Source organism: Finegoldia magna (assembly GCF_003182075.1).
Classification (GTDB): Bacteria; Bacillota; Clostridia; order Tissierellales; family Peptoniphilaceae; genus Finegoldia; species Finegoldia magna.
The window spans coordinates 1-16,123 of record NZ_QGTH01000026.1; the positions used below are offsets into that span (position 1 = coordinate 1).

The 16,123-nt window shown below is 29.8% G+C and carries 12 protein-coding genes and 3 pseudogenes; all 15 read right to left on the minus strand.

The window, feature by feature from the left end; genetic code table 11:
* Positions 1 to 294: 294 nt before the first annotated feature.
* Positions 295 to 774 (minus strand): Csac_0668 family 2Fe-2S cluster-binding (seleno)protein, encoded by a 480-nt coding sequence (locus DES33_RS08635; protein WP_110058726.1) that lies wholly within the window; start codon positions 772 to 774, stop codon positions 295 to 297.
* A 398-nt stretch (positions 775 to 1,172) separates the two neighbouring features.
* Positions 1,173 to 2,122: pseudogene (locus DES33_RS09855) on the minus strand (IS3 family transposase); the annotation flags it as partial.
* Between the two features lie 357 nt (positions 2,123 to 2,479).
* Positions 2,480 to 2,770: an RNA methyltransferase gene (locus tag DES33_RS08650; protein ID WP_110058733.1), complete on the minus strand. Its 291-nt coding sequence runs from the start codon at positions 2,768 to 2,770 to the stop codon at positions 2,480 to 2,482.
* Between the two features lie 13 nt (positions 2,771 to 2,783).
* Positions 2,784 to 4,538 carry a recombinase family protein gene (locus DES33_RS08655; protein ID WP_110058727.1) on the minus strand — a complete coding sequence of 585 codons (1,755 nt, stop codon included), beginning with the start codon at positions 4,536 to 4,538 and terminating at the stop codon, positions 2,784 to 2,786.
* A gap of 55 nt (positions 4,539 to 4,593) precedes the next feature.
* Entirely contained in the window at positions 4,594 to 4,731 is a 138-nt protein-coding gene (locus DES33_RS09655) for a hypothetical protein (RefSeq protein WP_170111632.1), read from the minus strand.
* 388 nt (positions 4,732 to 5,119) lie between these two features.
* On the minus strand, positions 5,120 to 6,511 hold the full coding sequence (locus DES33_RS08660; RefSeq protein WP_110058728.1) for an ABC transporter ATP-binding protein: 1,392 nt from the start codon (positions 6,509 to 6,511) through the stop codon (positions 5,120 to 5,122).
* Positions 6,508 to 7,236 (minus strand): energy-coupling factor transporter transmembrane component T, encoded by a 729-nt coding sequence (locus tag DES33_RS08665; protein ID WP_002836981.1) that lies wholly within the window; start codon positions 7,234 to 7,236, stop codon positions 6,508 to 6,510. The genes DES33_RS08660 and DES33_RS08665 overlap by 4 nt, the downstream gene beginning before the upstream one ends.
* Positions 7,236 to 7,826, minus strand: coding sequence for an MptD family putative ECF transporter S component (locus DES33_RS08670; RefSeq protein ID WP_002836898.1), 591 nt, complete (start codon positions 7,824 to 7,826; stop codon positions 7,236 to 7,238). The genes DES33_RS08665 and DES33_RS08670 overlap by 1 nt, the downstream gene beginning before the upstream one ends.
* 25 nt (positions 7,827 to 7,851) lie before the next feature.
* Positions 7,852 to 9,576 carry an ABC transporter ATP-binding protein gene (locus tag DES33_RS08675; RefSeq protein ID WP_110058729.1) on the minus strand — a complete coding sequence of 575 codons (1,725 nt, stop codon included), beginning with the start codon at positions 9,574 to 9,576 and terminating at the stop codon, positions 7,852 to 7,854.
* Positions 9,573 to 11,342, minus strand: coding sequence for an ABC transporter ATP-binding protein (locus DES33_RS08680; RefSeq protein WP_110058730.1), 1,770 nt, complete (start codon positions 11,340 to 11,342; stop codon positions 9,573 to 9,575). The genes DES33_RS08675 and DES33_RS08680 overlap by 4 nt, the downstream gene beginning before the upstream one ends.
* Positions 11,343 to 11,449: 107 nt before the next feature.
* A complete protein-coding gene (locus DES33_RS08685) occupies positions 11,450 to 12,064 on the minus strand; it encodes a TetR/AcrR family transcriptional regulator (protein ID WP_110058731.1) in 615 nt (204 codons plus the stop codon).
* Between the two features lie 227 nt (positions 12,065 to 12,291).
* Positions 12,292 to 12,456 (minus strand): annotated as a pseudogene (locus DES33_RS09860) (sigma-70 family RNA polymerase sigma factor); the annotation flags it as partial.
* 9 nt (positions 12,457 to 12,465) lie between these two features.
* Complete coding sequence (locus DES33_RS08690) at positions 12,466 to 14,202, minus strand: ABC transporter ATP-binding protein (protein WP_110058732.1); 1,737 nt, start codon at positions 14,200 to 14,202, stop codon at positions 12,466 to 12,468.
* Positions 14,195 to 15,913, minus strand: coding sequence for an ABC transporter ATP-binding protein (locus DES33_RS08695; RefSeq protein WP_036755840.1), 1,719 nt, complete (start codon positions 15,911 to 15,913; stop codon positions 14,195 to 14,197). The genes DES33_RS08690 and DES33_RS08695 overlap by 8 nt, the downstream gene beginning before the upstream one ends.
* Positions 15,914 to 15,917: 4 nt before the next feature.
* Positions 15,918 to 16,123, minus strand: a pseudogene (locus tag DES33_RS08700) (TetR/AcrR family transcriptional regulator); the annotation flags it as partial.

A 16,123-nucleotide genomic window follows, 5' to 3' on the forward strand; every position in this document is an offset into this window, starting at 1 on the left:
TGAGTCTTGTTTCTGGTCTTTTTCTTGGCATTTTAAAATCCTCCTGATTACTATTATATCAGGAGGATTCTATACACAAACTATTTCACAGTCTCGATTATTGTGATTAAAGTAATTTTTTACAGTTAATTTTTTTATATGAGTTTTAGTGTATATGTGCATATATAGTCCGAATAAATTTAATTATAAAAATGGATAAAAAAATATCAGCTCACAACCTATCAGGAGGAGCTGATACACAAAACTTTTCACATATTCCAAAACTTTTCACATATCCAACTTTTTCACATATCCTTATTTCATTTTCAAGCCTTTATCGATAGCTTCCTGAATAATCTTATGACAACAAACTCCCAACGGATTGTTTTCTTTACAATTACAATTTTTCATTGCCCCAGTGATGGCATTTACTTCTTTTACGGATTTCGCGCCATGCTTTACAACTGCTTCAATTACCTGATTTTCTGTGACTTCGCTACAATAACAAGCATACTTAGGATCTGCATCTTTCTTAAACCAGATAGGAACTCTAACTTGGTCTTTCAAGAATTTTATTTCATTATCTAAGTTATAGTAAACAACATCGCAGTCCTCGTTCATGCAAATCTTATATTGATCTCCGTTAACAGCATTACGATAATCATCTACCACTAGATGTTCAACAGTTACTTTACTAACGGAAATCCCTTCATTATTACATACAGGACAATTGTCTTTAATTTGATCCGGCTTTTCTGTTTTGCATCCACAACAACATTCATTATTAATCTTCATATTCTTAGCCTCCATATTTTCATTATAATTTCTTTTTTAAACTAGGTAAAACCAATTTCATATACTTGTCATTTATTAATAGCGTCAAACATTTTAGCTGGTGTTAATTTACTTAGCTCCCTGTTGTCAGCCAACGCACATGTAGCTTTTTTGTGTATAAACACATCAGCGTCATGTTACCCATTGCTCGGCATTCTTCTAATGAACCCAAATACATGGAATGGCAACCCTTTTTTAGACAATTTATAACCGAACATTATCAAGCTTGAAAGTTTCTTTAGATTATAAAATATATTCTCAGACAATCAAGGGTAAAGGCTTCGCCAAAATTTCGTTGAAATTTGCCCTTGACAGTCTGTTCATATATTTTATTTAATTTATGAAACTTCCAGAGCTTTTTATTCTGCTTTTCTATATTCTACTGGTGTTTTATATCCTAAAGATCCATGAATTCTTAGGTTATTATACCAATATACGTATTCTGCTAATTTTAGATTAAGTTCTTGGAAATTAGTAAAGTTCTCCTGATATATGAATTCTGTCTTCATTACTTTATTGACTGCTTCGCTTACTGCGTTATCATATGGGCTTCCTTTTTTACTTAGCGATCTTTTTATCCCAAATACCTTTAATATTTCTTCTATTTTTATATTTTTAAATTCTCTTCCTCTGTCTGTGTGAAATATTTTTATACGATTTAGTGGCTGCCTTATTGAGTAAAATGCTTCTGCTACTAGATTTGCATCTTTGTTTTTACCTGATGAGTATCCTATTATTTCACGGCTGTTTAAGTCTATTATTAAACATATATAATTCCATGTTTTTCCTACTCTTACATATGTTAGGTCGCTTACTATTGCTTCTAAATAGTCTCTATTGTCAAATTATCTATTTAAAAGGTTAGGGATGTCTTCTTCGTTGCATTTGGATCTTATTACTTTATATTGTGCTACTGTATAGTTTGAGACTAGGCCATTTTTCTTCATTATTCGGCCTATTTTTCTTCTCGATATTTTATATCCAATTTTCCCTAGTTCTTTTTTTATTTTGCGTGTTCCATAGTTGTTTCTACTTCTTCTGAATATTTCTTTTATTTCTTCTATTAGTTTTTCATCTTCATCTAATTTCACATCTTTTTCTTTGTTCAAATGATAATAGACTAAACTTCTTGTGACCCCAAGTAGTCTACACATTGCACTAATGCTATATTTATCTCGGTTCGAGATAATGAGGTCTATTTTTTGCCTAACAGTAGTGCAGCTTGCTTTAAAATATCATTCTCCATTTCAACCTGTTTCAATTTTTTACGAAGTCTGATTATCTCTTTTTGTTTCGCATCCACATTATCAAAATGGTTACTCTAAGCAGCACACCAACTATTTATTTTTTGAGTTTTAAACTTTGGTAGAAGTCTTGAACTCTTTATATTTGCATAACTATTTGCCTCTATCACTATTATGACACGAAACCCTGCACAATGATCTAAAATTTTCAATTCTAACAAGTCTTTTTCAGTATTTTTAACTTCATAAAAACCTCTTTGGCAATAATGCCTAATTCTTCTTTAGTTGTTAAAATTTTTTATTTTACCATCATCGTTCCCCTGATTTTCAATTAATCTTCTTAGGTTATATAAGAAGTACATATCTTTTTAATCTTAAAGTTTTTAAGTCTTAATTTTAAAATTTTCAATCTTAGATATTATTTAAATCATTCCAAAATGCTCTAAAGCATCTTCGATTGCTTTTTCTTTTTCTTCTGGGCAATTTGGCACTCTTTGATTTTCTTTCTTACTAAAATTATAATTTTTTCTCTCTATTATACCATGTTTCCTTTTTATTTGTGCAATATATAGGCTTGAAACTTTTAGTCCGTATTTATCTAACACATACTTTTTAATTTCTCCATAAGTTGCGTCTTTTGAAAAGTCAATTTCAGATAATTCATCTTCCCCTATTTCTATATCTAAATGATGTTCTGTATTTAGTTTGGACAACAGAGCTACCGTCTCAACATGCATTGTCTTTTGCTTGGGAACATAATTTTTTATCCTCGTCATTCTTGTAGGAGCACAATTTATCAATATAATTGTCTTTGGCGTTTTTTCTTTTATCTTTGTAATCATTAGAATTTTGACTATCTTTAATTCCTGTTTTGAAATAGAATGTTAAGTCATAAGGATGAACTGTTCCGTCTTTATCAATTCTACCCACTACGACTTTATCAACTATGCTTTCAAATACTGGTCTATTAAATTCCTCTATAATTTCTCTATTTTCTAAGACCTTTTTAAATTGCTTTAGTCTTTCTTTAATAGAATTTTCATCTTTTATTGTTAGTTCCAGTGTTTTCTTTTCATCAAGTAATTCTTCTTTTTGTTTTGTAAGTTTTTTATACTTTTTAGCATAAACTTCTTCGTCTATACTATCTTCTAAATGAAGATCAACTAACTTTCTTTCTTGACTAATGATTCTATTTAATTGATTTTCTATCTTTTTCAAATCCTTGACTAAAGTATTATCATTTATTTCTTCTTCAACAATTTTTAAAAAGTCATCTATTACTGTTGAATCTGCATGGCATAATTGCCTATAGCTTTCAACAAATGCTTTTTCTATTGCTGCTTCTTGTATTCCTTTTGAATGAGGACAATATTTTTTACCTTTTTTAGTTGACTTTACACATTGCCAGTTAATTTTTTTATAAATTGAACTAGTGTGCCATGTTCTTCTTGAAAGTATTTCACCACAAAATCCACATTCAAGCATACTTGAAAAAGCGTATTGTCTTGATAGTTTTTCTCTTTTTCTATCCTTGTTAGCAATAGTGTTTCTATTTTGTGCTCTCCTGAGTCTAATCTCTTGTGCTTTTTCAAAGTCTTCTCTTGATATAATTGGCTCGTGATGATTTTCAATGTGATATTTATCAGATTCACCAAAGTTTGCTAGTCTTCTTTTTGTTATGGGATCAACTGTGAAGGTCTTTCCCATTAGTATATCTCCAATATACTTTTCATTTTTAATTATTCCTAACACTGTAGTATCAGACCATTTTGTTTTACCTCTAGGGGTGAGATATCCTTGTTCTTCTAGTTCCCTACCAATGACCGAACCACCATTACCCTCTAAATATCTTTTAAAGATGTATCTGACAATCTTAGCTTCTTCTTCATTTATAGAGATACTTTTTGTTATAGGGTCATAGTCGTATCCAAGGCAACCTTGAAAGCCAATAAGCTCCCCCTTTTCCATTTTCATTTTCAGTCCTTTTTTTACATGGGCTGAGGTATTTTCTACTTCTTGTTGAGCTACTGAACTTAATATTGTTAATAGTAACTCTCCATCCATTGTCAAAGTATCTATATTTTCTTCTTCAAATACTACACCAACATTGTTTTCCTTTAATAGTCTTACATATTTTAAGGTATCTAATGTATTTCTAGCAAATCTTGATATAGATTTAGTAATTATCATGTCTATATCTCCATTTTGACAATCACTAATTAGCCTCATGAAATCTACTCTTTTAGTAGCAGTTGTTCCCGTTGTTGCTTCATCTGCATATATACCAGCCAAAGTCCAATTCTTATTATTTTTTATTAGATTTGTGTAATAATCAACTTGCGATTTATATGATTCAAGTTGGTCTTTACTATCTGTACTTACTCTACAATATGCTGCAACTCGTTTTAAATCTAAATGTAGTGCATTTCTATTTCTTGCTCCTGTATTTGAAGCTTTTATTAATTTTACTTTAGTATTCATTTTACCTCCTTCCCATTTTGTATCTTTCTACAGTGTTATTATATCACAAGATTAACTACTTTCTATCTCTCTTCTTATAATCATTTTCTATTCTATTTTTTATTTTTATATATTCCTTATCATTAATTAATTTAAGATCATAAAGCCTACATAACATAGCAACTCTCATACTATAAATCTTTATTGCTTGCATTTTAACCTCCTATATGAGTTAATTTTTTACCTTGATAAGTGAATTAAATTTGAAATATGCTAATCTCACATAATCAATTTCAAGAATATTCACATTTCAAAGTATTTTGATTTTTATAGAAAGATGACAAAATACCCCTCACTTTATATAGTGAAATTTGCCCTCTTTGGTAACCAGAATTTTTATTTTTTTATAGTATTTTTGAGTTTTAATGATTAATTTGAACATAAAAAATGAGGACTTATGCTATTATGCATAAATCCTCTTAAGAGAAAAAATATTATAAAATTTATTTTATGGAATATTATAAAAAATACTATTCACAACTTCTCGTTTTTCTTGCGTTTTTATCATATGTCCCTCTTGTAATTTACTAATATATGCATTTTCATAAATACGTGAAATCAATCACTTTATCACAAACTGACTCTAAAAACTCAACATCATGGGATATTATTAAAATCAACTTATCTTCTTCCTTTACTTTCTTTATGTTTTTAGCTACTATTTTCATATTTCTATAGTCCAATCCACTGGTTGGTTCATCGAAAAATAGAATTTTCTTGTCGTATAGTAAAGCGGATAAGATAATTACTCTCTGTTTTTGTCCTCCTGACAAGGTGTGAGGATTCCTATCACTGATATTTTTCAACTCCATATCTTTTAACCAAGTATCTAAAGCATTATCATCTTTAATATTTGATGTTAATACTATTTCATCTTTAACGCTGTCCGTGAATAACTGACAGTTCACTTCCTGCATAATAAGCAGGCTCTCATTTAGCCTACTTTTTATATTTAAATTCTCATCATCTTTTAAAATTTTACCTTTATTTTCCTTGTTTAAGCCACATATAATTTTTGCTAATGTAGACTTCCCAATTCCATTTTCTCCAACAATTCCAATAATATTCCCATAAAAAAATTTAAGATCCTCAATGGACAAAATTATTTTGGTATTTCTTTTGAATATTAGATTTTTTAACTCTAATAAAGTCCCTTTATTTGAAGTTTCATAATCATCAAATCTTTCAATAGCTTTATAATCAGAATGCCTAAGTCCTGTTCTCATTCGTTCATCTTCACTTAGATTTTCAATTTCGTCCATACTATATTCTCTGATGATTTTTCCATCCTCTAAGTATATTGCTCTATCAACAATGTCTTTTAAATACCACAACCTGTGTTCTGCAATAATAATAGTTTTTCCTAAAGATTTAAGCTTTTTTATTGTAAGCGATAGTTCTTTCATTGACTTTATGTCTAAGCTTGAAGATGGTTCATCAAGAATAAATATCTCAGGGTTTAATGCGTAAATGCTTGCTATAGCAATCTTCTGCTTTTCTCCTCCAGAAAGATTGAATATATTTTTATTCATCAAGTTTTCAAGATGAAGCTCTTTTTCGACTTCTTCAATCCTTTTGTTAATTACTTCTCTTTCTATTCCGTAATTTTCTAAACCAAAAGCAATCTCATCTGTAGTGTTTGTTGTATAAAATTGTGTTTTAGGATTTTGAAAAACTGAACCTACATCCTTAGATAATTTATAAATTGGTGTAGTAAATGTATTCATACCATTTACCATAACACTTCCATAAATGTCCCCATCATAAAACTCAGGTATTATACCGTTCATAAGCTTTAATAGAGTCGACTTTCCGCAACCGCTCCTACCACACAGAAGAATGCATTCCCCTTTTTTGATTTTCAAATTTATATCTTTTAATGAGTAATCAGATCCTCCCTTATACTTAAAACTTAATTCTCTAATTTCAATCATAAGTCCCACCCTGATACTTTCATAAATATTACTATTGATAAAATTAAAATCATAAGAATTAGAACACCAATATCATTTTTTCTAAACTTAATTAGGTGTCTACTTGTTTTGTTAACAGGAGCATCGAGTCCCCTTATAATGGCTGATTGAGAGAGCTCATCCCCAATTTCTATCACACTTACGAACAATGGCACAAAAAAATATTCCATAATTAATGTTGGTCTTCTTGTTAAATTGATTAAGTTAAAATTAATTCCTCGAGTTTTCATTGCCATATTTATATGACTCCATTCGTCTTTAATAGTAGGCAAACATCTAAATATTACAGAAATCATTATGAGCGAGTCTTTTGAAAGTTTTAATTTTTGTAAAGTTGCCACTGCACTGGAAACAGATGTTGAATTTAAAATCCATTTACCCACGATAATACATGGCAGAAATTTTCTTCCAATTGCCAAGATAAATAAAATTAAATTCAAAAGAAAATTCATACTAAAATAGGCTAAAGATTTTTCCAATACTACACTTATTACAAAAAATAAAATATACCTTATAGTGGATTTTTTATAACCATCGCTAATAATAATGACAAGGAAAAATAATGTAATAAGGCTTTGATAGATCCAATCAAACCCTAAAAAAATTAAAATATTTGCACCTATAAGCAAGATAAGTTTTGTTCTGAGGTCATATTTTGACCCCAGAACAAACTTTGAATTTTCCATTATAAAACTCCTGCTGATTCCAACTTTTTATTTAGTATTTTCTTTGTAAAATATGAACCAATCAAAGAGAATATAAATGTTCCGATAATCATAACTGGTAACATCCATATTGGTGTCCATGCTCTTACTGTGTTACAAAAGCTTTGATCTAAGCCACCTTTTATTACACTTTCAAAAAATGCTTCTCTCATAACCCAAATTGGTAAAAATCCTCCAAATAAGTTTAGAGAAAAAAACATATGACTAATTGTATTTTTCTTAAAGTCTGTATAATTCCCACCTTTTGCTATGAACATGGCAATTATTCCGGCAGGCACTGCCACTAATGGTGCAATTGGAATATGTCCAGTTGCAACTAATAAAATACTTGGTAAGATAGCTGCGATTACAATAGCAGTAGCTGACTTTGTCTTTGCAAGAAGCATATGATAGGTTGGTGCAGCAAGTAGTGCTACAAGCATAGGCATTAGTAAAAATAAAACAGGGACTGGCATAGATATTGCCCCAATGACTGCATATGTTACAAAGTAAAGTGCAATTAAAACACCGGCTGTAACTGCGTTTTTTGATGATTTCTTTTGTGTTTTCATAAGTTTCCTCCTTTAAAATTGATTGTTAATGTACAATCTTCCATTCTTTAGACTTTTCTTGATAATTCCATAAGTCTTTATATAGTCCTTCATTTTTAATAAGTTCTTCATGCTTCCCAACTTCCTCTACCTTTCCTTTGTTTAAAACAACAATTTTATCAGCTCCCATTACGCTCCTTAATTTATGAGCTACAACCACAACTGTTTTATTTTTAATTAAATTTGATATTGCTTCTTGTATAATAAGTTCATTTTCAGGATCAAGGGATGATGTTGCTTCATCAAGTAGTATTATTGGTGCATTTTTTAATATTGCTCTCGCTATTGATATTCTTTGTTTCTCACCTCCAGACAGAGTCGCTCCTCCTTGTCCAATCATAGTGTCAAATCCATCATCTTTTTTGACTATAAAGTCATAAGCTCCTGCCATTTTTGCAGCATTCATGATTTCATCTTTACTTGCATCTTCATTTCCAAATTTTATGTTGTTATAAATTGTGTCTTTAAAAAGATACACATCTTGAAAAACAACAGAAAATTTATCCATTAATTTATCAGGGTCGGCTGTTAGCAAATCTACTCCACCAATTTTAATTGTCCCTTCGTTAGGATCATAAAATCTGGAAATTAATTTAATTAGTGTAGATTTCCCAGAGCCAGAGTAACCAACAAAAGCAGTTAATTCATTTTCATTAATGTCTAATGAAACATTATCAATAACCTTAGATTCCTTGTAAGAAAATGAAACATCGTGGATTTCAATTTTGTTGCTTTCGTTTACATCGGAATTTCCTGACATAGGTTTAGCCTTAAGTAAGTTAATGATTCTCCCTCCTGAAACTGATGCCATTTGTAGACCTGTATAATTTACAAGTGCAAGCTCCAAGGGATCAAAAATCCTTGTGCCTACAAATAAGAACATTAAAAATGTATCAATTTCCAAAGATCCATTTATAAACAAATAGGAACCCGCTAAACTCATCAAAGGAAGTCCTATTCTTAAAATCATACTTGCTATGGTAGTTAATGAACCAACTCCTTTCTCACTCTTAATATTTTCGTCTCTCGAGTTATCTATATCTTCTTGAAGCTTTGTTAATGTATCATCTAAGCTGTTATAAGCTTTTAGAGTCTTAATAGCATCCAAATATTCGTTTATATCTTCTTCCTCTTTTATCCTAATTTTCTTTGTTTTCAAATAAATTTTTTTCTGAAAGTTTTGCATTAGTGTAAGAAGTAGAACAGAAATAGGTAGTCCAATAAGAGTTGCTATTCCCATTTTTACATTAATTATCAAAAATAATATTGAGCAAAGAACCGCTACACATATACCACTGAAAAATTGAGGTAATTGATGCGTTACTGCCGTTTCAACTTTGAAAAAATCATTCATTAATGTATCTAAGATCTCTGCTGAACTTTTCCCTGAAATATAACCTATTGGCAGTTTTCTTATGTGGTCTGCTAGCTCTATTCTTCCATCTGCACTTGTCTTGTATCCAAGTTCATAGGTATATTTTGTGGCTAAATTTTCCAATAAGAATGTTATTAAGAAAAATACTGCCATTATCCCAAAATACTTCCATAAAAGGCTCGTATCTATACTATCTGCACCTCTATTTAAAAATAGTGTTTCTACAATTTTCGCCAAAGCAATAAATGGTATAAGGTTGGAAATAGATGCTAAAATATTTAATATAATTGATTTTCTTGTATTATTCATCTTTCCTAAAGTAATATTTCTTATCATTCATTCTCACTCCCTTCTATATCCATTTGCCAAATATTTGTCTTCTTATAAATATCAAATAGTCGCTTATATATTCCATCTGCAACGATTAAATCTTCATGCTTACCTCTTTCTGCAATTTTTCCATCAGATATTACTAAAATTTGATTTGCATGCTCTATGGTATTTAACCTATGAGCAATCATGATAACTGTCTTATCTTTAACCAATTCAGACAAAGCTTCCTGCATAAGATATTCATTTTCAGAATCAGCAAAACTTGTTGCCTCGTCTAATACTAATATAGGTGCATCCTTTAAAATCGCTCTTGCTACAGCAATACGTTGTTTCTCTCCTCCAGATAAATAAGTCCCTTTACCCAAAACAGTGTCATACCCATCAGGAAGTTTTACAATAAAATCATGACATCTTGCTTTTTTACATGCTTTTATGACATCCTCTTTTGTAGAACCTGTCTTTGCCATAGCAACATTATTGAAGACTGTATCTGTGATAAGATCACTGTCTTGAAAAACGAATGCTATCCTCTCCATTAAGGCGTTCATCGGAATATTTTTTATATTAACTCCACCAATTTTAATAGAGCCTTCTGAAGGATCGTAAAATCTGGGTATTAGCGTTCCAATGGTAGATTTACCTGCTCCCGAATAGCCAACTAATGCTGTAACTTCTCCTTGTTTAGCACAGAAGCTTATATTCTTTAAAACCTCTTCATCTCCATAAGAAAAGCTTACATTCTCGAATTCAAGATTATGACCTTTTATCTCTTCCTCACTATCTTCAATTGCCAATTCTTTTTGATCTATAATTTCGTAAATTCTCAAAACAACTTCATTTAGTAAATTCATTCCTTCTGCAAAATCTCTAAGTTTTAATGCAGGTACGCTAATGGCAGGTGCAAGAATCAAATAGAAAATAAAAACTGTAGCAAAATCCAAGTTATTATTTCGTGACATTAAAAGTATTCCTACTGGAACTATGAATGTAGCAACAGATAAAATAAACATTCTAAATGAAACAAATCCCGGTCTTATCATTGATGTCATCGAACTTGTAAAGTCTCTATATTCTCCTACTGACTTTGAAAAAGTTTTAAATGATTTTGCTCCTGTTCCAAATATTTTCACTTCCGGCATACCTTTAACGTATTCAGTAGTTGCTGAATTAATTTGATCCAAAATCGCAAAGTTCTTCTCAAGTCCACCCGACTTTATAATCTTTGTCATGATTGCAATCTGAATTCCTAAACCAACAAATATAATTAACAAAGTCGTAAGACCTAATATTAAATTTATCTTTAACATAACAATTATCATTGCTAAAATTAGTGCTAAAGTTGAAATTAAATTTGGTAATTGATGAGAAAAATATCCCTCAATTTGATTCATGTCCGATCCTAATACTTGTCTTATTTTTGACTTGTTGTCTCCGGTAAAAAATCCTAAAGGAAGATTCCCAATATGAAATAATATCTTCTTTTTTAAGTTAGCTATTAAAACATATGAAAACTTATGGCATAAAATACCGCCAATGTAAGTTAAGCAATATGACAATACCACTGCTGCAAGTCCATAGATGCAGAACTGTATTGTACTTTGTTCTAATTTTCCATATAAAAATAGAGATTTTATGACTTTGTATATCACCAAAATTGGACAAATACTTAATAGCATCCCAATACTAACAAATAATATTCCTCCTACAAGTTGTCCTTTTTTTATTTCACTATAGGAAATAATATCTTTGATTGATTTCTTCTTTTTCATCTAAAACATGCCTCCTTACCGAACGAGTTCGTTCATTTACCTTAAAACTAATACAAGGAAAACACCGTTGATGTTTCCCTTGTAAAATACTTATATTTTATTTTTCTCTACTGAGGTCTTTGAAATAGTTCGCTTATTATTCCAAAGGCTTCACTTGAATTTGTTTTGTTTTCTCCCTTAATAATATAGTCATTATATATTGTTCCAACAGCTCCGTATAAAATAAAAGCTGCAAAACTTCTCACATTTTCTCTGTTTATTCCCATATTATTTTCTATTTTTTTATTTTCAATTCCTTCAATTATAAACTCTGAATAGACATCTATAAATTTTCCAATGTAATGAATCAATTCCCATAGCCTGTACGAGTTATCTGTAATTGAATTCTCTTTTGAAAAATTATATCTAGTCGTGAACTGACCGATATCTTTTACTATAAGTTCTCTTAGAATTTTTATTCTTTCTTCGTAATCTATTTCCTTGTTTTGAAGGATACCTAACTTATTTTTTAATTTTTCATCAAAGTAAGTTTCCATACACTCCAAGAAAATATCTTCTTTTGATTTGAAATAATAATAAAACATTCCCGGCGCTCCATTAACTTCTGCGAGAATATCTCTAACAGAAACTTTCTCATACCCATACTTTTCAAAAAGTCTGGATGCTATGTTTATAAGCTCCTGTTTTCTTTCTTCTGGATCTTTTACATTTCTCTTTGCCAAAACCTCACCACCTATTGACCGACACTCGTTCTTTAATAAAGATTATCATTTTCTTATACTTTTGTCAATAGTGCCCTGAAATTATATTCTGAGTATGGTATAATTTTATTTACTATAAATAACACTCTTAACGCTTATAGTCTTAATTACACAATAACAGGGTCTGTAAATAATTTTGTGTATCAACCTAAATCCTGTTTAAAGGGTAATGGTTGATACATTTTTTATGCTTCAATCATCATTGGTGTAGCTACAACTTTTTCTACATCAACATTTTTATCTTCTAGATTATCTTCAAAATTCCCATATTGATTTAGGAACGAAAAAAAGAGCAAGTGGTTTTTCTTGTCCACCTGCTCTAAATATTTTTCATGTTCAGAGACTTTAAATATTTCTTCCTATCAATTATTTAATTTCCATGATTCCGCCTTAGTTTTTGCATTTATAAGGTCAGAATAAAGTCCATTATTTTTAATCAGTTCTTCATGATTACCACGTTCTACTATTTCTCCATCTTTTAAGACTAAAATCTGGTCAGCATTTCTAATTGTCTTTAGTCTATGAGCAATCATTATTACTGTCTTATTTTTTGTTAATGATTCTATTGCTTCTTTAAGCTTATCTTCATTTTCCGGGTCTATATTTGCTGTTGCTTCATCAAAGATTATGATGTCCGCGTCTTTTAGCATGGCTCTGGCTATGGAGATTCTTTGTTTTTCTCCACCAGATAGACTTGCTCCACCTTCCCCAATGATAGTGTTATATCCATCTGGTAAAGCTTCTATAAATTCATGACACCTTGCTTTTTTAGCAGCTTGAACTACTTCTTCATGGCTCGCATTTTGTTTTCCAAATTTTATATTGTTTTCAATTGTATCCTCAAATAGATATACATCTTGAAATACCATGGAAATTGAATTCATAAGGTTTTCTATCTTATAGTCCTTAATATTCTTTCCACCTATTAAAATTTCTCCAGAATTTACATCCCAAAATCTTGCTATTAGATTACAAAATGTTGTTTTACCAGATCCAGATGGTCCGACAATGGCAGTCATAGTATTTTCTTTTATCTCTGCTGATACATTTTTTAAAATTTGTCTATCATCATAAGAAAAGCTGACATTTTTAAATACAATATCATGATTTTTTATTGGCTCTGTAATACTTCCTTCTTTCATATCTTCCATATCATTTACATAAGAATAAGAATCTATTGCATTCTCAACCATTCTTAGCATAGCCATAGCAGAGCCAGATGTTATAAGCCCATCAAATATTACAAAACTTGCTATAAGTATCATAATAGTATTGACTATTTGACCATTTTCAACAAAATATAATTTTATTGAAATAAACAACATCAAACAAATTGTTATAGCTATTATGATTTTAGCTAATAAACTATATGGCATTATAGTTTTTTCTAAATCAAAAGAATATTCACTAGCACTATCAAAGCTCTTGTCAAGTTTTTTATTATTACTTCCTCGTAGATTATATGATTTTATAATTTGCATTCCTTGCAATGTTGATAAGACTTCTTTGGTAAGTGATACCTGAATCTCATGAATCTTATCTGCATTTTTACTTGACCTTTTTTGCATACGAGCAATGATCATTAAAAATACAATAGAACCAACTATTGCTACAATACCTACCTTATAAGAAAACAAAAATAAGGATAAGATAAAAACAATAGCATTAAGCATGCCACCGAAAACCATAATACACAAAGTTGGAACCCAAGTCTCTACATTATCTAAGTTAGTAGTCGCAATAGTTGTTAAATTTCCTAAACTTAAACTTGAGAAGAATCCCATGGGAACTTTTTTTATTTTTTCACCTAATTCAATTCTCTTGTGTCCAGCCATAAAATATCCGGCATGTGTTTGTTTGAGCATAGAGGAATTTTTTGAAATAATTACTCCGGCTATACTAATTAATAAAAATAAACTTGATATTCCTATTGTTTTAAAGCTTATATCCTTGTTTACTATCCCAAAAATCGCATAATAAATGGCTGCAAATTGTAGAGCATTAAAAATAGAATCGAAAAAATTAGCAAAGATTGATTTTTTTAGATACACTTGTTCTTCAATAGAAAAATTCCATATTTTTTTAAAAACACTAAGCATTTTCTTCTCCTTTCAAGGCAGTTTCCCAAAGATTGTGATAATCTTTTGATTCCTTCAAAAGCTCTTCATGACTTCCTTTACATGCAAGTTCTCCATTTTTAATTACAAATATATTATCTACATCTGTTATTGTCTTTAAACGATGGGCAATTATAATTAGAGTTTTCCCTTTGACAAGCTCTGATATTGCATCTTGAATCAAGGCTTCATTTTCAGGATCGATATAAGAGGTAGCCTCGTCTAAAATAACTATTGGAGCATTCTTTATCATAGCTCTTGCAATTGATATTCTTTGCCTTTCTCCTCCAGACAAATGTTTACCAGCTTCTCCTACTCTTGTATCATATCCATCTGACAACTTCATTATAAAATCATGGCAGGCTGCTTTCTTACATACTTCAATTATTTCCTCATCACTAGCATTTTTATTTCCTATTCTGATGTTATCTTTAATTGACATATCAAAAAGAAAATTATCTTGTGCTACATAGGAAATAACAGTAGATAACTTTTCAAGGGACATATCTTTAATATTTACATTTCCTATACTTATAGAACCACTATCTACATCCCAAAATCCTGAAATTAGTTTTGCAATAGTCGACTTTCCCGAACCCGATTCGCCTACTAAAGCATTCACACTTCCTTCTTCTATATTTATATTTATATTGTTTAGGACTTGCTTATCTTTTTCATAAGAAAAATCTACGTTTTTTATCTCTATATTATAATTTTTTATATCCAAATTTTCATTTTTATGAGATAATTCTCTCGCAGAAAGTATATTTTTAATCTCTTCGAAAATAGTTGACATTCTTCCAATATCATCTTCAAAAGTCATTACTCTCATAATATTTTGGATAGTCCCAAAAGAAAGGATTATCAATGTTAAAAATACACCACCATCTAGTGAACCATTCATACAGAAATATAAACCAAATGGTATAATTGTCAAAATACCAACTGGAGCAATAGACATACTTATCGCATAGTCTCTTGTATTTTCTCCCATCCAATCATAATAGTAATTTGCCTTTTTATACACATTGTCCCTGTATTTTCTATAAGATTTTTCGCCTTGATTAAATGTTTTAATAACCTCTATTCCATTTATATATTCAACCACGGAATTATTCATATCTTGGCCAATTTTAACTGCTTGTGGAAACTTTACCTTCATTCTTTTCATCGGCCCTGTCATAAAAAATCCACCAATAACTAATGGAATTAAAGATATTAAACTTAATCTATAATCTAAAATTAACATGTAAACAAATAATATTATAGGTCCGATTAAATTAGCTGTCATCTCAGGTATCATATGAGCCAATGTTGTTTCAGTATTATCGACTTGATTTACAATTATGTCTTTTAACTTACCAGTAGATTCATTCAATATATCTCCTAATGGCATATTAAATAATTTTTCCATAAGGCTTTTTCTTATATCTCGTATTATTTTATAGGCTGTTTTATGAGAAATCATTGTTGACAAAAACATAAACACTTCTTTGATTATAAGACATGAAAGTATCAAGAAAATTTTATTTATATAGTAATAAAAATCTTGGCTACCATCAATTAATGATATAATCATCTTACTTAGAATAATATATACAAAAAGATTTGAAATTACTCCAAGTATTGCAAACAAGACAGAAATAAAATATGGTGCTTTATTTCTCTTAATGTATTTTTTTAATAGATCCATAAATTTAACTCCTTTCATCATCTTTTTTCATTACATTTATAAAATAAGTCTCTATCATTTCAGTTAGATATATCTTATTTTTTGTAAAATTCTCACGTGCATTCAAAATTTCGCAAGCCATCAATCCAGAATTCATAATATTAATCATAAATTCAAATGTTTCATCAGAAGGTAACACGTTAAACAAAGTAGAAAACAATTCTTTAAATA